Below are 24,695 nucleotides of genomic sequence, written 5' to 3'. Positions count from 1 at the left end.
TCCTGAACAAATAAATATTACAGATAACTAGACACGCAGCTGTCAGGTTCTGTGGGTTACACTAGCCTCGTATTCAAAGATTACAAAGGAGTTGATCATATGGAGCCTAATCTTAATCTGCTTCCGCAAGTTATACTAGATTTTATAGCCGCTACCAATAAACCCGATCCGGATGCTTATGTCGACTGCTTTTCGAAAGATGCACTTGTTCTCGATGAAGGTAAAGAGTGGGCAGGCAAAGCTGCTATAAAACAATGGAGTGCCGAATATCATTTTGGAGCTAACATAACACTTGAACCCATACAGGATAAACAGCATGGGGAAGAAAACGTGGTGGTTTTTAAGGTTGACGGGGATTTCGACAAAACCGGCCTCCCGGACCCTCTCTATTTGGATTTTAATTTTCAGATTCGCAACGATAAGATTAAGCAGCTTGCGATCCGGCTGTCTAAAGGATCGGATTAAGTAGACAAAGGCCAATCAGATAAGGAACATGGGGAACCCAAAGATGATACTAAATCATGTGTTATTGAAGCTGAAGCTAATGTTCGCCCTGGTCCTTCAGCATACGATTTGATCCTGATCACCAAGTTTGCTTCCTTAGAAGACATGGATGAATACCTTATCCACCCGGCCCATCAGGAAGTCGCCAGGTGGATGGGTACGGTTCTGGAAATACAGGCGTCTGTCTGCTGCTCAATCTAATAGAAGTTAGCTACCAATGTCTCTTCAGTCGCATAACTGCGAAATATTAACAGCGCCATGTTCTTCATTAGTGAAGAGTATGGTGCTGCCATGCCGTATGCACGGATTTTCCATTGATAAGAAACTGCAAAAGGGGGCAATGAAAGGGTGGTATTACCAATTATCTCCCCAGGAGATCATTCATAGCTGGGTTGAAGTGCTATATGAAGGCAAGTGGTTAACCAAGCTTCAGCAAGAATTCGAACAGTGTACGGGTTACCTGAAAAAACACCTAAAACGGCTCAGGAAGGATATGCTTATGAAAATAATTACATTATGCGGTTCTACAAAATTCAAGGAGCAATTTGAACAAGCTAATGCATTTCTTACACTACAAGGAAACATAGTGATTAGTTTAGCCTTCTTTGAACAAACTATAGGTTTTGAAATCACGGAAGAACAAGCGGAGTTACTGGGAGATCTGCATTTTAGAAAGATTGATATTTCTGACGAAATCTTCGTGATTGATGTAAATGGCTACATTGGCAACAGCACAAGAAATGAGATTGAGTATGCTGGAAAAACGGGTAAGGCAATCCGCTACTACTCTGATGGAGAGATTCCGCAAATTCTAAAACGCTACTGACATTACTCTGCCAGTAGCGTTGTTTAATTGAACCCTGTCTCTTTTTCTTAGCCAACATGCGCCACAGCCCGCACCTCTACCCACTGTTCCTGAAATACCAGGTAAGTCACCCCGATCATGCTCCCCGCCGGCCGATCGCGGTTTCCCCGTGCTCCTGCGTATTCGTCAGATACAGCTCCACGTAAGCCAGATTATCCTTTGTCGCTCCGAACTTTTGTAGCGCGGTATCCACATTCTTCAGCGTCTGCGTCATCTGTGCCTGAATATCGCCTGCTCCGACGAAGTTGCCCTCCGCATTATGGGAGAACTGTCCCGAGATATACAGCGTGTTGTCGACAAGGTACCCCTGCGAAATCCCGTGATCCCAGAGGTTATGGTTGTACGTTCGAATGTCGGTGATCGGCGGGAAGTGGAAGATGGCGATTCTGTATCTGCTGTCCGCCAAACCCCCGATTCGGTTCAACGAAATGCAGAGACAGCTCGGAGCGGTGACGTACAAGGTTCTCAGCGCGCAGCTTAAGGAATTGGAGGCTGACGGGCTGGTGAAGCGCGTGGAGTATCCGCAGATTCCTTCCAAAGTGGAGTATTCGCTGACACCGAAAGCGCAGACCCTTCTACCTGTGTTGGAGCAGCTGTGCGAGTGGGGAGCACAGAATCGGTGAGGTTCACGGTATGAAGCGCTTAAGAGTAACTTTTGGCCGAAGATCGGAATGAAATCTATACAGATGTTTTTCCATTTTCAGCCGTAGATTAATCCGTCAATAAGCCTTGTTTCACTGTTTGCTTGTATCGGATTGTATCCCATTCGCAGACTGACTTCGCATCGAGAACGATAATATAGCCGGGAGGAGTGCGATGGCAACACCTATTGCGCCAGCCACGCCGATGGACTGTAAGGAAAGACTCTCCACCACAAGACCGCCAATGGCAGCTCCGGCAGCAATCCCCAACTGGATGAAGGAGGTATTCAAGCTCAGAAGAATTCCCGCTGCGCTTGGTGCCAAGCTAATCATATAGACTTGTTGAATGGGCCCCGTAGACCAAGCAAAAAACGACCATAACAGCAGCAACGGAAAGACAGCTAAGGATGTATGGGCAAAGAGGGTCATAAGGATCAGAATACCCGCGTGGATAATCAAGCTTCCATTCAGCGTACGCGGAATACCTAATTTATCTGCACCAAATCCTCCAGCCTGGGCGCCCAACAAACTTGCTATGCCGAATGAAAATAGCGCGATGCTCACCATCCCATTGCTCATGCCCGTAATGTCCAACAGAAATGGTGTAATAAACGTGTAAACGACCGTATAACCGACCATCCAAAAGAAGCTAATCGACAAGGTGAATAAGAGCTGCGGTCTTTTCAACAGGGCGAGTTGTTCTTTAAGAGGTACATTGGCTTCTCCCTGTGACTTGGGCAATGCCATTAAAATGACCAGCATGGCGATAAAACTAAGAGCGCCGATTCCATAAAAAATTATTTTCCAGTCGTAGGTGCTGGCAATGACTCTTCCCAGAGGAACGCCTAAAATAAGCGATAGATTAAATCCCATCATGATCGTGGCTATGGCGGTGCCTTGTTTTCCAGGCCCGGCAATTTGAGCAGAAACTGTTAGGGCAACCACGGTAAAGACACCTGTACTAAGCGCTAAGATCACTCTCGCACCAACAAGCATGGGATAGCCCGTCGAGAACACCGTAATTAAATTCCCTATAAAAAACAGCGCCAAAGCAGCCAGCATAAGTGTTCTCCGGCTTAGTTTGGAGGTAGCCGCAATGAGAATCGGAGTACCCACTGCGTAAGCTATGGAGTAAACCGAAATGAGTTGGCCGGCCGCAGCAATAGTTACGCCTACATCTTTGGACACCAGATCCAATATCCCGGCTATTACAAATTCCGAGGTTCCCACTAAAAAACTGATAATCGCTAAAATATAAACTTTCCAAGATTTAATCATTTGATTGTTCCCCTTTCAAATTCTTTAGCTTTTCTTGTTGTTTTTCTATAATTCTAAAAATATAGAAATGTTACTAAAAAAAATTTACGCCAGTAAATATGGCGCAAACTTCTTTGCCACTTCTTGATCAACGCTGTAGTGAATAAACGAACCGTTCTTTTGCGCCTGGATTACACCCGATTCCGTCAGTTGCTTGAGATGATGGGATAACGTTGAACCGGCTACATGACCAAGCTGTTCACTGATCGCGGTAACGCATTGATTCTCTTGCTTGATTAGCATTAAGGCTATTTTTAGCCGTGTAGGCTCCCCTAGAGCCTTGTATACTTTGACAGCTTGCACCAGATCGTGATCGACATCAGCCATTACAGTCTCCTTTCCACCATCATTTCTATATTTATGGAATTATAGAAATGATATTACCACTTAAAGACTGCGGTGTAAAGTGAAAATTCGGCTGTTTGTCAATCCTACTGGTTACCCTACACCATCACCTTCTAACAAGGAGTAGAAATTATCGCGGTCTTCATCATCAAATTTGCCAAGCGCCTGTACCCTGACAAATTGATGTCCGCCATACATATCGATCTCCTCACCATTACTATTGTAGAGCGCGATCATATGACCATCCCGATTCCGCTCTATATACCCGTAACAAGCTGCCTCGGGCTCTTCCCCGAAAAAGAGTGAAAATCTGATTTTGTCCACGCTATTCATACAGATCTCCCTTCCGTATTTCTCATTGATCTGAAGACTATTTTACGTGACACTGGCCCCATTGGAAAAAGCGATATCACTCTGCATACTCGGGAATCCATTCCTATTTTAATAACATAAGGGGGTCTCCCTCGCTATGCCGCTCATTCTCAAATTATTTCTTGACGGGACGCGATTAGGGGAGTATTATACTGTGCCGGTTAACTCAACGGGGCCCTTTATAGTTTTATATCCCAAGTATTTCCTCCCTGTGTTAATATTATTGAGACAGCACGAGCCATTAAATGGATGGGAGTGGTTAGAGTGAATCAATTTCTGCAAATGGGAGCAAATACAACTTTAAGTGCCGCAAAAGGTAGCATTACGATTAGCCACGAAATCTCTACTCTGGTAGACGTTTCTTTAACAGCCTTCCTCTTAACGGATGCTGATAAGGTGCAAGGAGATAGCGGAATCATCTTTTATAATCAGCCCACAAGTTCCTCAGGTGTAGCCACGCTTTTACCAGCCGAGCAAGCCGGTAATACCAAAGTTTATAAGCTGAATTTCGACATGGATAAGGTCCCTGAAGGTATAACCAAAATAGCTGTAACTCTGACAGAGGATAACAGCACAGGATTCGCGAATGTGAAGAATCTGGAAGCAGAGATATGTACGCAAAATACGATTATTCACTTATCCCCATCCAGTTTTACGAACGAGAATGGAATTGTAGTGCTTGAATTATATCTAAGGAACGGTCAGACCAAGGTAAAATCAATCTGGCGCGGATTTGATTCCGGGCTTGAAGGGTTATGCAAAAACTATGGTGTTGAAGTAGAAGCGGATGAGCCAAGTGAGCATTCTAAACCTCAGATCATTCAAGAGCCTGTATCAAAGGAACCTGGTTCGGCTATGTCCATCAACCTTGAGAAGGTAAAGGGGAAGATCAATCTCGATAAAGGGCAGAAGCCGGTTATCATTGAGAAAACGCCAGAAATTACGGCTACGGTATCTTGGGAGACTGGAACGGATTATGACATTTATGCTTTAGTCTATACAAAGGATGGAAAGCAGATTGATGTAGCTATGTTTGGTGCAACGGGAACACCTCCCCTCAAAAATTATGGTAAAGGGACAGTTGAGCATATGGGCGATGTGGGGAGAGGTAAAAAATCAAAGAAGACAGAGGTCATAAAGTTAAGACTAAGAGATGATGTTCTTGCGGTTGTTCCTGTAGTTTATTCAGCGCAATCCAATGGAACCGGTTCATTTTACAGATATAAGGTGTCCATGAGTATAGATAATCATAATGGAACCTCAGTTACGATCTCCGCCAAGAATGCAAATAATAATGATACGATCTATACCTGTGTACCCGGGATACTTCATAATACGCCAAATGGCGTTATCATAAGTCCGCTGGAGCTTTACAGTAGGCCAAATTCAGAGTATAGGCCGATTCTTAAGGCAGGGGACTCCAATATGGTAGAAGTGATCATGGATCAGGGACCTTTGAATGATTATAAATAGTTCTATCTGTTAGAAGGCACCACACAGAGAATGAAATATTTATGGCTTCCAATTTATAGGTGCACTACTGGTAGGTCCTTCACTGGACCTTCCTTTTTTTGTTTCTCAGAATTACGCATGGAAAGTGGAGTTAAAAAATGAGTTTTAATGTTTCTAAGACCATTCATTTTTAAGCCTGAAATGTATACAAACTTCATAAATTCATTCGTTTTTTTACCAGCTCTTCTTCATTTGGGTCCTGTAATATGACTTCTATCGGGATAACAAAGGAGTGAAATGAATGAAGAGAATGAAGAAAACGCTTATGTTAAGCTTATTAATCGTCATTTCGGCTGGACTGGTCTGGTGTAGTTGGGGGCTTGTATGGTCAGGTCAGACACAGGGGATCTCGTCTACACCTGGCACCAGCGGGTGGGAGGACAATAGGCTTATTGCACATGCACTTGGTGAAGTCGAAGGCGCCAGCTACACAAATTCTTATGAAGCATTCATAAGCAATTACAATAAAGGATACCGTCTGTTCGAGGTTGATCTTGTGCAGACGACGGACGGGGAGCTTGTAGCCAGACATGGTTGGTCGGACAAGCTACAGCCGGATTTGGCCGCTCATGGCGGAAGAACTGTAACAAAGCTTCAGTTTGAGAACTCGCTTATTATGGGCAGATTCCAGCCTCTTACCCTACCGGATATCCTGCAGCTGATGCAGCAATATCGTGATTTTGACTTAATCTTAGATACGAAGGCAGGCAGCCAAGCGCAAATTCGGGAGCAGTTTACGAAACTGGTTAATGAGGCGCGCAATACTGATCCCGAGCTGCTCCAGCGGATGATACCGGAGATCTTCAGCCCGGAAATGTACCACATGGTAATGGACATCTACCCTTTTCCTAACAAAATGTATTCACTGTACAAAACTGGCGCATCCGCTGAGAGTATTGTAGAGTTTGCTAGGGACAAAGAGATTACTGCGGTCGCTATGCCGCTCTATCGCGTGATTATGAACCCCAACCTGGTTCCAGCCCTAAATAAGCTCGGGGTAAAAAGCTATGTTCACACCGTCAACAGCAGTCGGGTTAAGCAGTTATTATATAGCTTCGGGGTGCATGGATTTTATACGGATCGGGAAGTATGATTAATATCTTAATGAAGGTGACGACAACTAATGGCTAAACATAATATTCTTGTTGTGGACGATGAACCGGAGATTCGCGAGGCACTCGTGATTTACTTGAAAAGCGATGATGTAGATATATTTACGGCTTCTAACGGCCTTGCGGCCCTGGAAATCCTTGAACGGGAAACCATTCATCTCATTCTAATGGATATCATGATGCCGCAGCTTGATGGAATCAAGACGACATTTAAAATCCGTGAAAATAAAAATATACCGATCATTATGCTTTCTGCCAAGTCGGAGGATGCCGATAAGATTCTGGGCCTCAACGTTGGAGCCGATGATTATATAACGAAGCCCTTCAATCCTCTCGAGCTGGTTGCTAGAGTCCGATCTCAACTGCGCCGGTTTACAAACTTAGGTTCCTTCCAGTCAGACAGGGAAGAGATCATTCAAGTAAGAGGACTCGTGCTAAACAAAAGCTCGAAGACTGTTGAGGTAGATGGAGAGGATGTCAGACTGACCGCGAAGGAATATAAAATTTTGGAGCTGCTGATGGAAAACAAGGGCAGAGTGTTCTCGATCGAAGAGATTTATGAGCTCGTATGGAATGAACCCATCTTTGCTTCAGAGAATACGGTTGCCGTACATGTTCGAAATATTCGGGAGAAAATCGAAATCAATCCCAAAGACCCGAAATATTTAAAGGTGGTATGGGGAATTGGATACAAAATTGAGAAAAAGTAAAGTAGACCGGCGTTTCCTGGTTGACCTTATTGTCTTCATTGTCGCCGTTATCTTATGGAGCTTTGCGGTGATAGAGTACTCATACGCGTTTGGGCTGAATCTGGATTTTTCAATTCTGAGCTTCGTCCAGAAACTGCTTGCCGTTATTATCCTCGGCATCTTGTCAGGCAGATTATTTCTTTATTTCAATGCGCCTCCGAATGAGCGCTCCTTATGGCACGGCAGTGTGCTGATAGATTACTTCCATATGTGGAGAACCGGTATCAGAAACAGTCTGCAAAACTGGAGAATAACACTTGTCCTTATGATCTTGTTTTTATTAACTGCGATAGCCGGCATTTGTGCTTGGTTAGCTGCCACCTATTACAGCAGTTACCAACTGAGCTGGTTCATACTGTATGAACTGCTCTATGTACTGGTCGTGGTTCCATATATCCTTGTCAAGCTCAGACGTTTCGTCGCCATTCTCAACGGCAGCAAAGAAATTTCCGAAGGGAATATTCAGAATGCGATTCAGGATACCGGCAAGGATGCTCTATCCCAGCTTGCTGATTACATTAACAATATGAAAGTAGGGTATCAAAGCGCGCTGGAGAATCAAATGAAGAGCGAACGGTTAAAAACAGAGCTGATTACCAACGTATCGCATGATTTGAAGACCCCCCTTACTTCCATTATCAACTTTGTCGATTTATTAAAAAAAGAAGCGTATCCTACGGAGACCGCCCGATCCTATATTGACACCCTGGACCGCAAGGCGCTGCGGCTGAAGCTGTTGATTGAAGACCTGTTCGAAGTTTCAAAGATGGCCAGCGGCACCGTAGAGCTGGATATAGCGTACGTCGATGTGGCAACCTTGTTGACGCAGTCGATTGCTGAGTCCAATACCAATATGGGACAAGCGTCGCTCGTGATCCGGGAGAGAATCGCGAACTTCCCCATTCATGCGTATTTGGACGGCAATAAAATGTGGCGTATATTCGAGAATTTAATTGGCAACGCGCAGAAGTATTCGCTTCCAGGAACCAGAATCTATATTTATTTGGACGAAACGGAAGATCAGGTAGTATTCAAAATTCAAAACACCTCTGCGTATGAGATTGATTTTGCTGCGGAAGAGCTATTCGAACGCTTCAAAAGAGCGGATGTATCCCGCCAGACGGAGGGCTCCGGACTAGGACTGGCCATTGTAAAAAGCATCGTTGAGCTGCATGGCGGGGAGATCAAAGTTGAGATTCACGGCGATCAATTTAACGTTATTCTGCATTTACCCAAGCAACGCTTCAGTTATCGCGAAAAGCTATGACCAATCATGCTTTTTACATATAACCTGCATTTCTTGCCCTCATGCTATACTCAGTACACTAAAAAGTTGTAAGGAGATGTAGCGATGATACCCTTTCGCAATGATCATGTAGGCAGCTTCCTGCGTCCTGCGAACTTAAGCCAGACGCGTGAACAATATAAAGCTGGCAACATCACATATGAAGCATTAAGAGCGGTGGAAGATCAAGAGATTATCCGGATTATTGAGCAGCAGAAGGAGAATGGCGTATTCGCAGTAACGGATGGGGAATTCCGCAGAAGCTGGTGGCATTTTGACTTTCTGGGCGGCCTAGACGGCGTAGAGCTGTATGAGGAGATCGACGGGCCCAAGTTCCATAATATGCAGACCCGTAAGGGTGGCATTCGTGTGGTGGGTAAAGTAGACTTCTCCAGCCATCCCTTTATCGGGCATTTTGAGTTTTTGCTAAAGCATGCAGGTGACGCCGTAGCGAAGCAAACCATTCCAAGTCCCAACATGCTGATCTACCGGCTGGAGCCTGGGGCCAATAGTTATAACGACCGGGAGCAATTCCTTCAGGATACGATTGCGGCGTACCAAAAAGCCATTCAAGCGTTCTATGATGCCGGATGCCGGTACCTGCAACTGGATGATACAGCATGGGCAGACCTTTTCTCAGAAGCGGGTCACGATAAGTTGCGGGCAAAGGGTCTGGAACCGGCGGAAGAGCTCAAGATCATGCAGCGCATGATTAACGAAACCTTGGCTCATAAACCGGCAGACTTAGTTGTGACTATGCACATTTGCCGGGGGAACTATAAATCCAACTACTTCTCAAGCGGCGGTTATGATTACGCTTCTGAGGTCATATTTGGAGGCTTAGACGTAGATGGCTTATTCCTGGAATTTGACGATGAGCGTTCAGGCAGCTTCGAGCCTTTGAAATATGTGAACCGGCCGGATTTGAAAATCGTGCTGGGTCTGCTCACATCCAAAACAGGCGAACTAGAAGATAAAGAGTATATTAAAACCCGGATTGCCGAAGCAGCAACCTATGTGCCCCTTGAGCAGCTGTGCTTGAGCCCGCAATGCGGGTTCTCCTCTACAGAGGAAGGCAATATTCTAACGGAAGAACAACAGTGGCGTAAGCTTCGTTATGTGAAGGAAATTGCCGAAGAAGTGTGGAAGGCAGACCAAGAGACCGTTATTGTGGAGGCCTTCATTAATGGTCACCATGTACCCTCCCGTTCGCAGTCAGCCAAAGAGAATCCGGCGGGCCCGGCGGAAATCGTAGGCTATTTCCCTGTCACTACGAAGGAACAAGCGGTGGAAGCGATTGAAGCGGCGGCAGAAGCTTTTAATATATGGAAGAAGACCTCGATTGATGAACGTATTACCCGGATGCGTAAGGCAATAGAGAAGATTAGAGCAGCGGAGAATGAAATTGTCCATCTGCTGTCCAGAGAGCATGGCAAGCCCCTATATGATGCCCATGGTGAGATTTATGTCTCGTTAATGTGGATGGAGTTCGCTTGTAATGAAGCTGCATCCGTTCTACAGGAAGAGGTTCAGGAGCATGACCATGGTAAAACCATCCTGTCCTATGATCCAATGGGTGTGGTGGCAGCGATCAGTCCATGGAACTATCCGATTGCGTTATCTACGATTAAAATCGCTCCTGCCTTACTTGCAGGCAATACGATTGTGCTCAAACCGAGTCCATTTGCGCCACTGGCGGCGGCGAAGGTGGCAGAGCTGATCGCAGGTGAGTTCCCGGCGGGTGTCATCAATGTCGTTCATGGGGATGCCGATGTGGGTGTTGAACTGACTAGTAATCCTCTTGTCGCCAAAATCGCCTTCACAGGCGGAACCGCAACTGCCAAGCACATCATCAAAGCAGCTTCGGATACGATTAAGGATATGACGCTGGAGCTGGGCGGTAATGATGCGGCGATCTTCCTGGATAGCTTTGATGTTCAAGATGAGCGGGCGATGCGCCGGATTGTTATTTCTAACTTCCTGACGACAGGCCAGATTTGTATGATTGCCAAGCGTGTATACGTACACCGTTCTATCTATGATGCTTTTGTTGAAAAATATATCGAGGCGGCTAACCGCTGGATTCGCATCGGTGATCCCTTTGATGCCAATACGACAGTAGGTCCGGTGAATAACCTGAAGCAGAAGAATTACGTGCAGGGTCTGATTGAAGATGCGCGCCAGCGTGGGGCTAAGGTCATTCCTCTCGGCCAAATTCTGGATCAGCAGCGGTTTGAACAAGGGTATTACCTGCAGCCTACGCTTGTTCTGGACTGCGATTACCATGATCCTATTGTGGTGGAGGAGCAGTTCGGTCCTACCGTTCCGATTCTGCCCTTTGACGATGTGGAGCAGGTGATTCATCTGCACAATGAGAGCATCTATGGATTGACGAGCTCGGTGTGGGGGCAAGAAGAGGAGGCCATCTTGGTCGCACGTCAGCTCGAAGCGGGAACGACCATGATCAACACGGCTGCTGTGCAGGGGCTCGATGTCCGGTTCCCGTTCGGCGGCTTCAAGCAGTCCGGTATCGGCCGTGAATACGGCGCAGAGGGCATCCGCACTTATACAGAGCAGCATGTGATCAACGTTCCGAAGACACTGGATCTTCCTTATATCCCAGAGTAAACCGGTGGAAATAAAGCTGGAAGCCATTGGAATGAGAGGGTATCGAAAACGGGCAGTTTTTTGGAGAAACATGATATCATTAAGGAGCGGGACTGCTCAAAGTACGGGTTTAAGGAGATAAAATCATGAAGAAAAAGATTGCTTGTTTACACGCCCACTATTCAAATATCCAGTATATTCAAAACGCTCTTACCTCTGATGAGTTGGAATTGGTTCATTTTGTGGATCCTGGTTTGATGAGTAGAATTACATCAGATAACAATTTCGATGAAGGACAAGCCAAAAATAAAGTCATCGAACAAATAGAATGGATAGCACAAGCAAATGTTGAGGCTATTCTTATCACATGCACTAATTATATTGCTCTTCTTGAAGAAGACCGGCTTCATACATCTATTCCTATAATAAAAATTGATGAGCCTTTCTTTAGTTCGGTCTGCAGTATTACAGAACCACAGGTTCTATTATTCACTAATCCAGCAACCGTCGAAGGGACAATGAGAAGGCTTAATGAATTTGCTTCTATACAGGATAAGCCAATTCATATTGAGGCACGTGTCATAGAGAATACATTTGAGCTAATCATGCAAGGTAAAAATGAGCAATATGTTGAAGAATTATCAAAGTACATAAAGGGGATACTCGCATCAGAAAAAAACAAGAAAATTTCTGTTGCACAATTATCTATGGTGGAATCAGCCGTTAAAGTTGAGCAAGAATTAAATGTGAAAATCGGGAATCCGTTGGATTCACTGATAATACATTTCGAGAGCTTGTTGCTCAACTAACGGGGAATGTGAATGTTAGGCAGACAACAATAAACCGATCAAAATCCTTAGTGGACTTTGATCGGTTTATTCCGTATTTTTCCGAAGAAAAATCGAACGAAATATTCTTTATTCCCCAATATATAGTGTAAGACCGAAGGGAGGGGTGATGAATGGAGCATCCAAAAGAATATTCTCAGCTCATTACGCTTACGCTAGCCGGCAGTCGTGAAGCATTTAGTGAGCTATATGAAGCTACGATCAGGGATGTATATCAAACCGTTCATTTCCTCGTTCGCGAAACATCTGAGGTGGACGATATCGTTCAGGAGATTTATATTCAAATGCGCAGATCTCTTGAACACTTTGACATCAGTCGTCCCTTTAGACCCTGGCTTATGGGAATAGCAGTGCGACAAATTCATGCCTACCGGAGAAAGAGATGGACGCATCTCCGAATTCTTAAGAAGGCAGAGCAGGTCAATTTGGTGGTGGAGCCTGAATTCACAAGTAAGGTTGTCGACAAGATCTCTAACCATTCCTTGCTTACAAGCGTAGAAAGTCTTCCATATAAGCTGAAGCAGGTGATTATTCTGCATTATTTAAATGAATTATCACAGGAAGAAAGTGCCGCGATCCTTGAGATCCCTCTGGGTACCGTGAAATCCCGTATTCATGCTGCACTGCGCAAGCTTCGTCAGAAGCCAGAGAATCAGACTCTTTTAAAGGGAAAGGTGGAGGATCTGCATGAATTTCAATGAAAAGCTGCGAACAGTTCTGCAGGAAGAGGCCGGAAATTTAAATGCCCCACCGGAACTGAAGGAGAGAATACTAAATCAGACCGTAACCGGACAAGGGGGAAGACGAATGAAAAAGAAGTGGATCGTAGCAGGCGTTTTGGCAGCTACTTTATTAATTCCTACTGGAGCGTTTGCCGGATATCATTATCTGGCGGATAGTATGTATGGTTCGAAAGAAGCAGCGGCTGTGATTGGCCTAACCCCGCAGAAATATGAGGAGTTAGAGGCCAAGCTGCAGAGGTTGAAGCATAATTTTAGCGAGGAAGAAGCTGCCACGGTTATGTCCTTATTGAAGGAATTAGGCGAGTACAATCAGTTGGCGGCAGATTCCCAGGGAGCTTTTCACATAGAACAGCTTGATGCAGATGAACAGAAGGCTTACAAGAAATTACTGGTGGAGCTTGAACCGTATTTTAAGAAAATGAACGAAACGGATAAATCCCAGGCAAAGGTATCTGGCGCAGATCGTGGCGCTTTCTGGGATAGCTTGCTTGAGAAGGCTGAACAGAGGCTTACTGAACAGGAGTATAGGGAGCTTGAACCCATAATAAATCAGTTGAAAAGCTATGATGCCAAGGTAACTGATCCAGACGGAAGTGTTCATATGGATCGGCTGTCGGCAGAAGAAATACAGGATCAAGAGAAGTTATTGGAGGCGCTCACCCCTTATGTTAATAAGCTGGACCTAATGGTTAAAAAAAGCTCTTAAACCTTACCTTTTCTGTATGACTTGGAGTTACTCAGCGTCTAGGCCAGCGTATTGCTCAGGAATTGGAAGCAAAACCGTGGGATTCGCCACCGGGAAATGGTTGGGTTCGCTCCATAATTATAGAACAACGCACAAGCCATGGGCTTGTGCGTTGTTCTATAGCATAAGTAAAGTGCGCATTGTTATCTATTCGAGTTAGATTTCGGCTTCTCCAAGCGGCTGCGTTCACGCATAGTGTTTATTTGTCTGGCATGTCTTTCATCCCGGCGGCCTCCTCTCGCCCTAAGCTGGCTCAGCATAATGAGCAGCCCCAGAGTGCCGAGTACATAAGAGACGATGGGATTCACTTCATTCCACAGGTTGACCCCGGCCAGAAGTAATACTGCGCCAATGATGGTGGCAATCAACCGCTGTGTATTTTTATTCTGCGTCTCGATTAATTTTTGCTCGAGGGAACTCGCCAGCTTGACCCTTAAGCCTCCGCTATCCATTTTATCGATTGCAGACATGAACTTCTTGGTCGTCGGAAGGATGTCTTTGAGCATATCCTTGCCATCCGCTACAACTTTGGAGATGACACTTCCCCGCAGATCCCTCCGCACCACCTGTTCCACATAAGGCTTAACCGTCCCGACCAGATCAAGCTCAGGGTCCAGTCCGGTACAGAGGCCGTACACGGTGCCTATGGCTTTGCCCAGGAATGTGGTATTGGCAGGTAACTGAAAAGGCTGGGAGTAGAGGAAATTGCGTAATTCCTCCACATTGTCGCCTGACGTCACAAAACTCAGGTCGAACGTATCCCCGTTGATTTGTTCGAATAATAACGTAAGATTCCTGGAGAAGACCTCCAGATCTACATTGCGTCTTAAAAATCTCAAGCGGTTCAGGGCATCGATGGCGCCGTGGGCGTCTTTCAGATATACGGCCAGCAGAAGGGCGACCATCTGGGTCTTCATATCCCCGGGAATCCGCCCGACCATTCCAAAATCGATTAAGGCAATGGTGCCGTCAGGCTGCACGAGAACATTGCCCGGGTGCGGGTCGGCGTGAAACAGCCCGTTCAATAGAATCTGTTCCACGAACATTTCGATCAGCGACGTCGCCAGTTGGGTCCGGTCAACACCCCAGGCCTCAAGCGTGGCGGAATCATTGATTTTGACACCCTCCATAAACTCCATGGTCAGCACCTGCGATGTAGTACAGGACCAATGAATGTGTGGAATCACGACATCCTTCCGGTGGGCTAACTGCTGCTTGAATTCTTCGGCATTACGCCCTTCTTGCTGATAGTCGAGCTCCTCCATAATGGTGTCATGAAACTCATCATACACGGCATCAAGGTCCATGAAGTCTGTAATCATTTTCTGGCGTTTCAATAACGAAATGGCGACCTGGATGGACTTCCAGTCAATCGCGATAATATCTTCGACCCCGGGACGCATCACCTTCACGGCGACTTGCTCACCTGTCCGCAAGGTGGCCCGGTGGACCTGTCCGAAGGAAGCTGCTGCAATAGGAGTCGCGCTGAACTCAGCAAACTTCTCGCTTATAGATGCTCCGAGTTCACGCTCTACCTTCTGCTGGATCTCGGAGAAATCTACGAATTCTACAGAATCCTGCAGCTTGGACAATTCATCGATAACTTCCTTCGGCAACATATCCACCTGCGCACTCACATGCTGCCCAAGCTTGATAATTAGCCCGCCCATATCCATGGCGGTTGTCGTGAAATAAGCCGCTTGCTTGCGGTATAAGGCCCGTTGCTTCGCTGCAAAGCGCCGCCGTGACATCAAGTACTTCAGCTTGCCCAGCCACCAGAAATCCCAGGCGAACTTGAAAATCATCCGCATGGTTCTTCGGAACCGTACGTCCTTCATTAATTTCAGGAATTCGCTCATTCTTGCTCATCTACCAGAGGTCCATTATGCTGCATCCCAAATCTCTCCTTCTAATCATCCATGTGCCTAATTGTATGATATTTCATACCAGACAGATATACAATTACAGGCTTGGACGGCTAGGTGCTGATGACTCAGGTTCGTCCCGGAATGCCCGGCGGCCGAGCAAGCCGACCACCAAAGCCAGCGATGTCAGAACCGCCGCCAGCAGATACAGGTTCACGATCCCGAACCGTTCGGCTAGTCCCGCCATGACAAGCAGCGAGATGCAGAACACCAGATGCAGCAGCGAAGCTTGCGCTGACAGCACCTTGGGCAGCATCTGCCTGCTGGTGCTGCGCTGGATCAGGGTGCGCCGGTTAATCACCGCCAGCTCCGCGAACGGTCCCATCAGCAGGACAAGGACCAGTGCTATATACGGCTGGGTAGTCAGAGCATACACCATGGTGAGCAGGCCATAGCCTGCCATACCGATGAGCATCGCCCCCAGATAACGGTTGCCGATGAGATGCACTGCCGACAGGACCAGCAGCCCGCCGCCGACCGTTCCTGCGAAATAGGCTGCGTTAATGAAGCCCCACCATTCTTCGCCTTGCTTCAGCGCCACCTGGACGAAGGCCAGCGTGAACGCACCGACCCAGACCGAGCCTCCAAGCATGTCGATGATGTCCATGAAGGTCAGCATCCGCAGGCGGGGCATACGCCAGATGACTTGCCAGCCTTCGGTCAAGGTCTTCCATTTCGAAGAAGAAGGTTCCGGTTCCGAGTCTGCCGGCTGTCCCTGCATCTGAGCCATTGCTTCTGCTGGCTCTCTGACGCCAAGCGTGAAAGCGGCTGCCAGCCCGTAGATGGCCGCTGTCAGCAGCAGCGCCGGGCTGGGCCCAAGGAATGCGACCAATAGGCCGCTCAGTCCCCAGCCCGCAAACTGCACGACCTGATCGCTGACGCTGATCAGACCGTTGGCTTGCAGCAGCCCTTCCTCCCGCGTTACGAGCCGCGGCACCAGCGCATTACGGGCCGGAACGGTCCAGCCGTCCAGGAAGGACATGACAAATACCAGGGCAAAGACCAGGGTGAGTGAAGCAGCAGCACCGTTAAGCTGCAGGTACAGAGCCAGCACCACAAACAGCAGGAACTGGCCTGTCTGGGAGATCAGCAGCAGTGAGGGCAGCTTGAACCGGTTGATAAGCAGCGGGGCGATGAAGCCGCTCACCATCTGGGCGGCGCTGCGCATCAGCGGCATCAGCGCCGCCGATACAAGGGAATCGGTCCGGTCCAGCACCAGCACGGTCAGCGCCATAATATACAAGACATCGGCGGCATTCGCGGCTGTCTGGGTCGTCCATAGATAATAGAAGGAACGTGTTAACAACCGTGGTCTCAAGAAATTCCGGGCCTCCATTTCTGCATCCATAACCTCAAATGTAAGATAAGGATAACAATAATGGAAATTTCAGATTTTGACAAACCTTACTGAGGGAACATAAAGTCGTTAGATTGTTCATTTCATATGACGGGTCAATGCCCAGAATATCAGAGCCACAGCACTGACTATTGCACCGAGCAGGGACACTCCATTCCAGCCCGAGTATGCATACATACTGGTAGATGCAATCGATCCGGTGGCGCTGCCAATGGAATAGAAGACCATGTAACCGGCAGTAAGCCTGCTGCGGGCTTCCGGGCGCAGATTAAGGATCATGCTCTGGTTGGTGACATGTACGGCTTGTACGGCCAGGTCAAGAAGGATAATCCCGATGATTAGCGCGAGCAGCGAATGTGGAGTATAACTGATCGGCAGCCAAGAGATGAGTAGCAGAGTTAGCGCCACACCGGTGGTCTTTTGACCTAACCCCCGATCGGCCAGACGGCCTGCCCGCGCTGCTGCTAACGCCCCGGTAACTCCGGCGAGACCAAACGCTCCAATCGCAGTATGTGACAGAGATAGCGGCGGAGCGCTGAGAGGCAGCACCAGGGAAGTCCACAAGATACTGAAGGCGGTAAATATCAGCAGGCATAACACAGCACGGATTCGCAGAAGCCGTTCTTGTGCGAACAGGGTGAACATCGAACGGAGAAGCTGCGGGTAGGATAAGGATTCTCTCCGGGGCTCAGATTGCGGCAGCACCCTGAACAATACACCTGCCATGATTAACGTGAGTCCTGCCGAGACAAGGTAGACCGAACGCCAACCGGCCAGATCCGTTAACGCGCCGGCGAATGTCCGCGCCAGTAGAATACCAATGACAATTCCGCTGGTCACCACACCGACCGTGCGCCCGCGTTCAGCCGGGGCAGCCAAGGTGGCTGCAAAAGCAACGAGCGTCTGTGTCACTACCGCCAGCAATCCTACCGTAGCGATGCCTATGAATAACACCATGCTGGTGGGGGCAGTACCCACTATAATCAAAGCCAGCACGGATACCAGCATCTGTCCGGCAATCAGCCAGCGCCGATTGAGCAGATCGCCGAGCGGCACCAGCAATAGCAGTCCAAGGGCGTAACAAATCTGAGTCACTGTAATCACGATGCCGACGGAAGAATGCGTAATCCCGAATTCGCTGGAGATCGCGTCCAGTAAGGGCTGGGCGTAATAGATGTTAGCAACGGCGAGTCCGCAGGTGATGGCAAACAGAAGTGCAACCTTGCGGGACATTGAAGATGCAAATACTGGTTCTGCTGCTACGTCATTAAATTTCGGTTCGTTCACAAAGCCCGCCAAACATAACGCCTCCTTCGATATATGGATATAATTAAATACTGATCGGTATGAAATAATCCCTGATAAATATAACGCCAAGCAAAATCAACTGTCAAGAGGCAACTGGGGTGTAAGATATATAGAATGGTCTGATTGACAGAAGGATCTTCGCCAAATACAATCGTAATATACCATTCGATATGAAATGAGGGGAGTTTTATGGCCCGGCCACGTGAATTTGATCAGGATAAGGCGCTAGAGGCAGCTATGCATGTGTTTTGGGAAAAAGGGTTCGAAGCGGCCTCCTTAAGCGACTTAACCGCAAGAATGGGCATTCAGCGTCCAAGCCTATACTCTGCCTTTGGAGATAAAAAAGGCTTATTTGAAGCTGCCCTGCGAAAATATACTAGTTCCCATGCTGCCTATGTCCGCACCAGTCTGCACAAGCATTCTTCAGTTAAGGAGGCGTTCCGTACCTTTTTTGAGGATGTGGTGTCCAAAGAATACGGGAAAAGCCCGAGCACGGGGTGCTTCTGCATTAATTCAATGGTGGAGCTCGCTCCTCATGATGAGAAATTTGCGATCCTGACCAGAGAACATCAGATGTACCTCTCGGTCATCTTCCAGGAAACGCTTGAACGGGGCTTGCGGTCAGGGGAGCTGGATACGGGGATTAACGCTAAGGATCTGGCGCAGACACTTGTCATTTCGTTAATAGGACTTACGGTGTTCCTGAAATCCCGTCCGGACAGGGTAGTGATTGATAACTTTGTGAAACAGATACTTACGTTAGTAGCCCTATCCTAATCAAAAGAGGGGAGGTGATCCGCGGCGGCCATTGGGAAATGTTCACTAACAATGCTAAACTAATGATATCTATCACCAAGGACAGGACGGAAGAGATGCAATGGGAAGAAAACAGTCTTTTACAGAGACAGAACTGCTGGATACGACCAAACAATTGGTGCTTGAGCATGGATATGACGGGTTTCATCTCAAGCTGCTTTCACAGCATCTGTCAGGGGCCAGAAGCACTATCTATCAGTATTATGCGAATAAGGAAGAGATTGTGGCGGCTTGTATGAAGCGCGTAATGTCAGCGGTACTAGACAAGGCTTTAGCCATTGATGAGGCTGAGCCCATGGATGCCCTCGAACAGCTGCTTCTCGTATACGTAGAGGAGTCTGCGTTACATCAGCTTTTGGGAAATGCCAGTAAGATTAACACAGCTAATTCTGCTGCAGCGGCGAGAGATCTCGAATATATTGAGGCAGGACATCAGACGCTTAAAATTCAATTATCCCGCTTATTTGAACGCGCCCAGCAGAATAAAGACCTGCGGCAGGATATCCCACTTCCTGTACTTATTGGTGTGTTTTTTAACCTGATTGATACGCCTAATATGCTGAATATCCCTACTCCTGCTTGGGGTAAGCTGCTGTTTCAAATGTGGATTGGAGGGGCCAAGAGCTGATTGCCGCCCTGAATCTAATTTGACACAAGTGTCAAATATGGTGTTTAATTTAATGTGTCGGATGTCGGTTGTAGCGCAGGTTAAAATTGACACATGTGTCGATAATATAAATAAGGAGTGGAAAAAGAATGTTTTTAGCTATGAAAGAATTGATGCACAGTAAAATGAGATTTTTAATGATCATCATTATTTTCGTGCTCCTAGCTTGGCTCGTATTTATCTTATCAGGCTTAGGGAATGGTCTATCTACGTTGGCTGCGTCAACCTTTAAGACGATGAAGGCAGACTATGTCATTTTCGAGGAAGGGTCTCAGTCTTCAATGAGCAAGTCACTGCTGTCTGATCAATTATTGGCGGAGGTGGAGCTGCTGCCTAACGTGAGTGACGCTGCACCTATGGGAACTAGCATGGCAACAGCGATGAGGGCAAACAGCACCAAGAATGAAGACAAGCTGGATATTGCGATTATAGGAATTAACCCGGGAAGCTTCCTGGAACCGTCTGTCGTGGAAGGGCAAGGCCTATCTGCTGAGAATCCTAAGGGTGTGATAGTGAATTCGACCATGAAGGACGAGGGCTATGGCGTCGGGGATACTTTTCAATTAGACGGCACGACGGAATCATTGACGATTATAGGATTTGTGGAGAATCAGACCTATAACCACGTTGCCTCCGTATTCACTCCAATGGCCGAATGGCGGAAGATTGCCTTCGCGGCTCCGGGTTCAGATAAAGGCATTTCCGGGCCAGTTAATGCGATTATGCTGCAAGGCAAGGATATCGATCCGGGCGTCGTGAACAGCAAGCTCGCCAATATAGACACCGTTACGCGGTCGGCAGCAGTACAAGGAATGCCGGGGTACAAAGAAGAGAACGGGACTATTCTAATGATGCTGGCATTTCTGCTCGCCATCGCCGCCTTCGTGCTTGGGGTATTCTTTTACGTAATGACGATGCAAAAAACCAATCAGTTCGGCATTATGAAAGCTATAGGTGCCAGTAACAGATTCTTAAGCAAAGCCATTGTATCGCAAGTGCTTGTGTTATCGTTGACCAGCATTGTAGTCGGAGTCTTACTGACTTATGGAACAGCAGCCATTATGCCTAAGGGTATGCCGTTCAAGCTGGAGACTACTCTTGTTGTCACGTATTCTGTTATCCTGCTGGTTATTGCTATGTTAAGTTCGCTGGTATCGGTTCGAAAGATTACCAAGATTGATCCGCTCAAGGCGCTTGGGAGGGCTGAGTAATGACAATGACTAAGGGATTACACATGAGTGAAGTCACCAAGTATTATGCCGAAGGAAGCAACCGGATCGCAGCACTCGATCATGTGTCTATATCCGTGGAGCCGGGTGAATTCGTTGCTGTCGTCGGACCGTCGGGTTCAGGGAAAAGCACATTCCTGTCTATTGCCGGAGCACTGCTGAAGGCTTCAGAAGGAGAGGCTAAGCTGAATGGACATCCTATATCCAAGCTCACAGCACAGGAACTGGCGGATCTAAGGCTGAAAGAAGTCGGATTCATTATGCAATCTTCAAATCTGGTTCCCTATCTAAGTGTGCTGGACCAATTGCTCATCGTAAAAAAGATGTCAGGGAAGGTGAGCAAAGAAGATAAAGCGTTCGCCGTTAAACTGCTGGAAGAGCTGGGCCTGGGCTTGAAGCTGAACAGCTTCCCGGAGGAGCTGTCAGGCGGTGAGAAGCAGCGGACAGCGATTGCCCGTGCGCTCATTAATGATCCCGGCATCATCCTGGCGGATGAACCTACCGCAAGCCTGGACACCAAGCGTGCCCATGAAGTGGTCTCCCTGATTGCCCAAGAGGTGAGAACACGCCGCAAAGCGGCGATTATGGTCACACATGATGAGCGCATGCTTGAATATTGCGATAAGGTGTACCGGATGGAGGACGGGAGGTTGTTTGAGCAGTAGTGAGCTTCCATGAAAAGGGTTGCAAGAAAGTCTTGTTGAACTAAAAAATCCATGATATAATCGGTCCATAATTAAATAGATAACGGATTGTTACTACGTATGTAGGCAATACCATTAACAGAGCTATATTTATATGGCGAAGTTTGTGGTCTTGCCTTTTTTTATTTTGTGATAAAGGTGGTTATTATGAGAATTGCAAAAGTGTTGAATAATAATGCCATCATTACTGTGAATGACCAGAATAAAGAAGTGGTGGTAATAGGCAGGGGGATTGCGTTCAAAAAGAAGCCGGGCGACCTCATTGAAGAAGATAAAATTGAGAAGGTCTTCATGGATAATGAGAGTATATCCGACAAAATGAAGACGCTTCTATCCGAGATCCCGCTTGCGCATATGGAGATTTCGGAGCGTATTATTAATCTCGCCAAAATGAATCTGGGGAAGAGACTGCACGACAGCATCTATGTTAGTCTGACCGACCATATCCATTCGGCCATCGAACGCTTCAGGCAGGGACACCATATCAAGAATGTGTTGCTGTGGGAGGTCAAGAAATTCTACAAGGATGAATTCGAGATTGGTGAGAAAGCGCTGTTACTGATCCATGAGGAGCTGGGAATCGGGTTCCCGGAAGACGAGGCCGCTCATATTGCGCTCCATCTGGTGAATGCGCATATGAATGAAGAGATCCCGAATGTAGTTAAAATCACCAAGATCATGCATGAGATTCTCAATATCGTGAAGTATCATTTCAAAATCGATTACGACGAAGAGTCGCTTACGTATTACAGGTTCGTCACCCATCTCAAATTCTTTGCCCGGAGAATATTAAATGGCACACATATTGAGAATACCGATAGTGAGTTGTATGAGATGGTCAAGCAGCAGTATAAGGATTCCTTCTTGTGTGGACGGAAGATTCAAGATTATATCCGAAAAACATACAATTGCACACTGACCAATGAAGAAGTTATGTATTTAACGATTCATATTGAAAGAGTCGTACATCTAAAATAACCCTTGTTTGGGGTTGCTACTGCGGAGCAGGCAAAACCTAAACTGGTAATGGATTATCCCTATGTTATTCAGGGGTATTCTTTCACCCGTTTAGGTTTTTCTTATATTTTTCTTATCAATGAAGAGGAGTGAGCTGTACCATGGATCAACAAAAGCTGGCGAAAGAAATACTAAAATTAGTAGGCGGGGAAGACAACATACAGGATTATACCCATTGTATGACCAGACTCCGCTTCAATCTGCGGGATAATGGGGCGGCGGACCGAATAAAGCTAAAGGAGCTGCCTGGAGTGATGGACGTTAACATTAACGGCGGGCAATTTCAGGTCATCATCGGCAACGATGTATCCAAGGTGTATGGAGAGTTAAGCAAGATTGCCAAAAACAATGCTGGCTCTGCCAAGGAGAACGCTGAACAACAAGGTAACAATAAAGGGCAGAAGCTCGGGATTAAGGCTTCAGTTGGCAAGTTTTTTGCAGATATATTACCGGGAATATTCAATCCCATTGTTCCAGCTATAGCGGGAGCAGGGATGATCAAGGCGCTGCTGGCTGTAATTGTCATGTTCAATGCCACAGCAGCAAATACGGATCTCTACAAAATTCTGAATATTATTTCAGATGCCGTATTCTATTTCCTGCCAATGCTGCTCGCCTTCAGCTCTGCCAAGAAATTCAATGTCAATCCGTATCTGGCTGTTGTGATAGGGGGCGTGCTGCTCCATCCTAACTTTGCCAAGTTTATGGCCGACGGTATAACGTCGATGAACTTCCTGGGATTGCCGGTCAAGCTGGTATCCTACTCTTCCTCTGTGATTCCTATTATTGCAACCGTATGGATCATGTCCTATGTAGAACGTTTTGTCCGCAAAATTGTACCGAATGTACTGAAGACCATCCTGGAGCCGATGCTGATCCTGTTAATTGTGGCACCTATCGCATTAATCGTGATTGGCCCATTAGGAATTTATGCGGGTAATGCCATTGCCGATGGCTACATGTATTTCTATGAGCATTTTGGTGTAATCGCCGGAACGCTGCTTGGAGCCACATTCTCGCTGATGGTCATCACCGGACTGCATTACGGCCTCATTCCGCTGGTCTTTCAGGCCATTGCCCAGAACGGCTTCGACTACATTATGCCGATTATGACCGTTGCTAATATCGCGCAGGCCGGTGCTGTATTCGCCGTATTCCTGAGAACCAAGAATGGCAGCATGAAGTCCTTGTCCGGAGCCTCAACGATCAGCGCGCTGATGGGCATCTCAGAACCAGCTATTTACGGGGTGAACCTCAAGTTGAAAAAGCCGTTTATTGCCGGGTTGATCGGCAGTGCGGCAGGTGCATTCATCTTAAGTATCTTCCAGGTGGCAGCCTATGCGCTGGGGAAAGTCGGCTTGCCGTCCTTGCCGCTGTACATCGGACATAAATTTTCATTGATGATTCTGGCAGTGTGTGTCAGCTTTGTCGTTGCGGCTGTTGTCGCTTATGTTCTGGGCTTCAAGGATGTTACAGAGGCGCCAGCGGAAGAGAACAGTACGGACCTTCCCGAGCCGTCTGAGAGTGAACCTGTATCTGCCAAAAAGCTGCAAAACGAAGAAATCTATGCTCCCATTGCAGGCGAGGTTAAAAGCTTAAGCGAAGTCAGCGATCCTGCCTTTTCGCAGGAGACGATGGGTAAAGGCATCGCAATTCTGCCTAGTGAGGGCCGTGTTGTATCCCCAATTCACGGTGTTGTGTCGGTGGCTTTCAAAAAGAAGCATGCTGTTCTCCTTACCAGCGACGACGGGGCAGAGGTTCTGATTCATGTCGGGATTGATACGGTCAAGCTGGGCGGCAAACACTTCACGCTCCATGTGAATCAAGGTGACCGGGTAAATGTTGGCGATCTGATTCTTGAATTCGATAGGGAGAGCATTATTCAGGAGGGCTTCGATATCATCACTCCGGTAATCATCTCTAATACCAGCGACTACGCAGGCATTACGGCTGTCAGCCAGACTACCGTGAAAGAAAAGGATACTCTACTGAAACTTAATGTATGAACCAATAGAAGGGAAGAAGAG

Annotated in this window: 24 protein-coding genes and 2 pseudogenes; 19 read left to right on the top strand and 7 right to left on the bottom strand. The window is 47.1% G+C overall.

Annotated features, from left to right (window positions below; genetic code table 11):
• The first annotated feature begins 99 nt into the window (after positions 1–99).
• The 3 genes from NST43_RS30760 (at position 100) to NST43_RS30750 (ending at position 1,330) form a co-directional block, all read left to right on the top strand.
• The gene (locus tag NST43_RS30760) at positions 100–465 is read left to right on the top strand and encodes a nuclear transport factor 2 family protein (protein WP_339221275.1); all 366 of its coding nucleotides are present in this window, start codon (positions 100–102) and stop codon (positions 463–465) included.
• A gap of 63 nt (positions 466–528) precedes the next feature.
• Positions 529–705, top strand: coding sequence for a Dabb family protein (locus NST43_RS30755; protein ID WP_339225566.1), 177 nt, complete (start codon positions 529–531; stop codon positions 703–705).
• Between the two features lie 298 nt (positions 706–1,003).
• A complete protein-coding gene (locus tag NST43_RS30750) occupies positions 1,004–1,330 on the top strand; it encodes a hypothetical protein (protein WP_339225565.1) in 327 nt (108 codons plus the stop codon).
• A 47-nt stretch (positions 1,331–1,377) separates the two neighbouring features.
• Here the strand turns inward: NST43_RS30750 and NST43_RS30745 are convergent.
• Positions 1,378–1,730, bottom strand: a pseudogene (locus NST43_RS30745) (RidA family protein).
• Here NST43_RS30745 and NST43_RS30740 point away from each other — a divergent pair.
• A complete protein-coding gene (locus NST43_RS30740) occupies positions 1,720–1,992 on the top strand; it encodes a helix-turn-helix domain-containing protein (RefSeq protein ID WP_339221273.1) in 273 nt (90 codons plus the stop codon). The pseudogene NST43_RS30745 and the gene NST43_RS30740 sit on opposite strands and share 11 nt — an antisense overlap.
• 111 nt (positions 1,993–2,103) lie before the next feature.
• Here NST43_RS30740 and NST43_RS30735 read toward each other — a convergent pair whose 3' ends face one another.
• From NST43_RS30735 to NST43_RS30725, 3 genes are all read right to left on the bottom strand, one after another.
• On the bottom strand, positions 2,104–3,288 hold the full coding sequence (locus NST43_RS30735) for an MFS transporter (protein ID WP_339221272.1): 1,185 nt from the start codon (positions 3,286–3,288) through the stop codon (positions 2,104–2,106).
• An 84-nt stretch (positions 3,289–3,372) separates the two neighbouring features.
• Positions 3,373–3,654: a metalloregulator ArsR/SmtB family transcription factor gene (locus NST43_RS30730; RefSeq protein WP_339221271.1), complete on the bottom strand. Its 282-nt coding sequence runs from the start codon at positions 3,652–3,654 to the stop codon at positions 3,373–3,375.
• Positions 3,655–3,765: 111 nt separating this feature from the next.
• The gene (locus NST43_RS30725; protein WP_076085696.1) at positions 3,766–4,005 is read right to left on the bottom strand and encodes a hypothetical protein; all 240 of its coding nucleotides are present in this window, start codon (positions 4,003–4,005) and stop codon (positions 3,766–3,768) included.
• 303 nt (positions 4,006–4,308) lie between these two features.
• On the opposite strand from NST43_RS30725, the gene NST43_RS30720 reads away from it, so the two are divergent.
• The 9 genes and pseudogenes from NST43_RS30720 (at position 4,309) to NST43_RS30680 (ending at position 13,606) form a co-directional block, all read left to right on the top strand.
• Positions 4,309–5,517 carry a TerD family protein gene (locus tag NST43_RS30720; RefSeq protein WP_339221269.1) on the top strand — a complete coding sequence of 403 codons (1,209 nt, stop codon included), beginning with the start codon at positions 4,309–4,311 and terminating at the stop codon, positions 5,515–5,517.
• Between the two features lie 280 nt (positions 5,518–5,797).
• Positions 5,798–6,649, top strand: a complete 852-nt coding sequence (locus tag NST43_RS30715; RefSeq protein ID WP_339221267.1) for a phosphatidylinositol-specific phospholipase C/glycerophosphodiester phosphodiesterase family protein — start codon at positions 5,798–5,800, stop codon at positions 6,647–6,649.
• 30 nt (positions 6,650–6,679) lie between these two features.
• Complete coding sequence (locus tag NST43_RS30710) at positions 6,680–7,378, top strand: response regulator transcription factor (RefSeq protein WP_339221266.1); 699 nt, start codon at positions 6,680–6,682, stop codon at positions 7,376–7,378.
• On the top strand, positions 7,353–8,684 hold the full coding sequence (locus NST43_RS30705) for a HAMP domain-containing sensor histidine kinase (RefSeq protein ID WP_339221265.1): 1,332 nt from the start codon (positions 7,353–7,355) through the stop codon (positions 8,682–8,684). The genes NST43_RS30710 and NST43_RS30705 overlap by 26 nt, the downstream gene beginning before the upstream one ends.
• Positions 8,685–8,768: 84 nt before the next feature.
• Positions 8,769–9,851, top strand: a pseudogene (locus NST43_RS30700) (5-methyltetrahydropteroyltriglutamate--homocysteine S-methyltransferase); the annotation flags it as partial.
• Positions 9,843–11,330 carry an aldehyde dehydrogenase family protein gene (locus NST43_RS30695; RefSeq protein WP_339225564.1) on the top strand — a complete coding sequence of 496 codons (1,488 nt, stop codon included), beginning with the start codon at positions 9,843–9,845 and terminating at the stop codon, positions 11,328–11,330. The pseudogene NST43_RS30700 and the gene NST43_RS30695, both read left to right, overlap by 9 nt.
• 125 nt (positions 11,331–11,455) lie before the next feature.
• On the top strand, positions 11,456–12,118 hold the full coding sequence (locus NST43_RS30690; RefSeq protein ID WP_339221263.1) for a hypothetical protein: 663 nt from the start codon (positions 11,456–11,458) through the stop codon (positions 12,116–12,118).
• A 152-nt stretch (positions 12,119–12,270) separates the two neighbouring features.
• Positions 12,271–12,858, top strand: a complete 588-nt coding sequence (locus tag NST43_RS30685; protein ID WP_339221262.1) for a sigma-70 family RNA polymerase sigma factor — start codon at positions 12,271–12,273, stop codon at positions 12,856–12,858.
• Positions 12,845–13,606: a DUF3600 domain-containing protein gene (locus NST43_RS30680; RefSeq protein ID WP_339221261.1), complete on the top strand. Its 762-nt coding sequence runs from the start codon at positions 12,845–12,847 to the stop codon at positions 13,604–13,606. Before NST43_RS30685 ends, NST43_RS30680 begins: the two co-directional genes overlap by 14 nt.
• 182 nt (positions 13,607–13,788) lie before the next feature.
• Here the strand turns inward: NST43_RS30680 and NST43_RS30675 are convergent, their stop codons facing one another.
• The 3 genes from NST43_RS30675 to NST43_RS30665 form a co-directional block, all read right to left on the bottom strand.
• On the bottom strand, positions 13,789–15,483 hold the full coding sequence (locus NST43_RS30675) for an AarF/UbiB family protein (protein WP_339221259.1): 1,695 nt from the start codon (positions 15,481–15,483) through the stop codon (positions 13,789–13,791).
• Between the two features lie 124 nt (positions 15,484–15,607).
• Positions 15,608–16,888, bottom strand: a complete 1,281-nt coding sequence (locus NST43_RS30670; RefSeq protein ID WP_339221257.1) for an MFS transporter — start codon at positions 16,886–16,888, stop codon at positions 15,608–15,610.
• Between the two features lie 117 nt (positions 16,889–17,005).
• Positions 17,006–18,160, bottom strand: a complete 1,155-nt coding sequence (locus NST43_RS30665; protein WP_339225563.1) for an MFS transporter — start codon at positions 18,158–18,160, stop codon at positions 17,006–17,008.
• Between the two features lie 264 nt (positions 18,161–18,424).
• On the opposite strand from NST43_RS30665, the gene NST43_RS30660 reads away from it, so the two are divergent.
• From NST43_RS30660 to NST43_RS30635, 6 genes are all read left to right on the top strand, one after another.
• Positions 18,425–19,012 (top strand): TetR/AcrR family transcriptional regulator, encoded by a 588-nt coding sequence (locus NST43_RS30660; protein ID WP_339221255.1) that lies wholly within the window; start codon positions 18,425–18,427, stop codon positions 19,010–19,012.
• A 100-nt stretch (positions 19,013–19,112) separates the two neighbouring features.
• Positions 19,113–19,679 carry a TetR/AcrR family transcriptional regulator gene (locus NST43_RS30655; protein ID WP_339221253.1) on the top strand — a complete coding sequence of 189 codons (567 nt, stop codon included), beginning with the start codon at positions 19,113–19,115 and terminating at the stop codon, positions 19,677–19,679.
• Between the two features lie 128 nt (positions 19,680–19,807).
• Entirely contained in the window at positions 19,808–20,929 is a 1,122-nt protein-coding gene (locus NST43_RS30650) for an FtsX-like permease family protein (protein ID WP_339221251.1), read from the top strand.
• Between the two features lie 5 nt (positions 20,930–20,934).
• Complete coding sequence (locus tag NST43_RS30645; protein ID WP_339225562.1) at positions 20,935–21,612, top strand: ABC transporter ATP-binding protein; 678 nt, start codon at positions 20,935–20,937, stop codon at positions 21,610–21,612.
• A 186-nt stretch (positions 21,613–21,798) separates the two neighbouring features.
• The gene (locus tag NST43_RS30640) at positions 21,799–22,629 is read left to right on the top strand and encodes a PRD domain-containing protein (protein WP_339221249.1); all 831 of its coding nucleotides are present in this window, start codon (positions 21,799–21,801) and stop codon (positions 22,627–22,629) included.
• 140 nt (positions 22,630–22,769) lie between these two features.
• Positions 22,770–24,674 carry a beta-glucoside-specific PTS transporter subunit IIABC gene (locus NST43_RS30635; RefSeq protein WP_339221247.1) on the top strand — a complete coding sequence of 635 codons (1,905 nt, stop codon included), beginning with the start codon at positions 22,770–22,772 and terminating at the stop codon, positions 24,672–24,674.
• Positions 24,675–24,695 lie beyond the last annotated feature (21 nt).

Source organism: Paenibacillus sp. FSL H8-0332, from assembly GCF_037963835.1.
Lineage (GTDB): Bacteria > Bacillota > Bacilli > Paenibacillales > Paenibacillaceae > Paenibacillus_AQ > Paenibacillus_AQ rhizoplanae.
The sequence above is the reverse complement of the archived record's forward strand: the minus strand, read 5'-3'. Positions and strand labels throughout refer to the sequence as shown.

Coding starts and splice junctions, on each gene's coding strand:
- NST43_RS30760 (WP_339221275.1), top strand. CDS start 100: ATGGAGCCTAATCTTAATCTGCTTCCGCAAGTTATACTAGATTTTATA.
- NST43_RS30750 (WP_339225565.1), top strand. CDS start 1,004: ATGAAAATAATTACATTATGCGGTTCTACAAAATTCAAGGAGCAATTT.
- NST43_RS30740 (WP_339221273.1), top strand. CDS start 1,720: ATGTCGGTGATCGGCGGGAAGTGGAAGATGGCGATTCTGTATCTGCTG.
- NST43_RS30735 (WP_339221272.1), bottom strand. CDS start 3,288: ATGATTAAATCTTGGAAAGTTTATATTTTAGCGATTATCAGTTTTTTA.
- NST43_RS30730 (WP_339221271.1), bottom strand. CDS start 3,654: ATGGCTGATGTCGATCACGATCTGGTGCAAGCTGTCAAAGTATACAAG.
- NST43_RS30725 (WP_076085696.1), bottom strand. CDS start 4,005: ATGAATAGCGTGGACAAAATCAGATTTTCACTCTTTTTCGGGGAAGAG.
- NST43_RS30715 (WP_339221267.1), top strand. CDS start 5,798: ATGAAGAGAATGAAGAAAACGCTTATGTTAAGCTTATTAATCGTCATT.
- NST43_RS30710 (WP_339221266.1), top strand. CDS start 6,680: ATGGCTAAACATAATATTCTTGTTGTGGACGATGAACCGGAGATTCGC.
- NST43_RS30690 (WP_339221263.1), top strand. CDS start 11,456: ATGAAGAAAAAGATTGCTTGTTTACACGCCCACTATTCAAATATCCAG.
- NST43_RS30685 (WP_339221262.1), top strand. CDS start 12,271: ATGGAGCATCCAAAAGAATATTCTCAGCTCATTACGCTTACGCTAGCC.
- NST43_RS30680 (WP_339221261.1), top strand. CDS start 12,845: ATGAATTTCAATGAAAAGCTGCGAACAGTTCTGCAGGAAGAGGCCGGA.
- NST43_RS30675 (WP_339221259.1), bottom strand. CDS start 15,483: ATGAAGGACGTACGGTTCCGAAGAACCATGCGGATGATTTTCAAGTTC.
- NST43_RS30665 (WP_339225563.1), bottom strand. CDS start 18,160: ATGTCCCGCAAGGTTGCACTTCTGTTTGCCATCACCTGCGGACTCGCC.
- NST43_RS30660 (WP_339221255.1), top strand. CDS start 18,425: ATGGCCCGGCCACGTGAATTTGATCAGGATAAGGCGCTAGAGGCAGCT.
- NST43_RS30655 (WP_339221253.1), top strand. CDS start 19,113: ATGGGAAGAAAACAGTCTTTTACAGAGACAGAACTGCTGGATACGACC.
- NST43_RS30650 (WP_339221251.1), top strand. CDS start 19,808: ATGTTTTTAGCTATGAAAGAATTGATGCACAGTAAAATGAGATTTTTA.
- NST43_RS30645 (WP_339225562.1), top strand. CDS start 20,935: ATGACTAAGGGATTACACATGAGTGAAGTCACCAAGTATTATGCCGAA.
- NST43_RS30640 (WP_339221249.1), top strand. CDS start 21,799: ATGAGAATTGCAAAAGTGTTGAATAATAATGCCATCATTACTGTGAAT.
- NST43_RS30635 (WP_339221247.1), top strand. CDS start 22,770: ATGGATCAACAAAAGCTGGCGAAAGAAATACTAAAATTAGTAGGCGGG.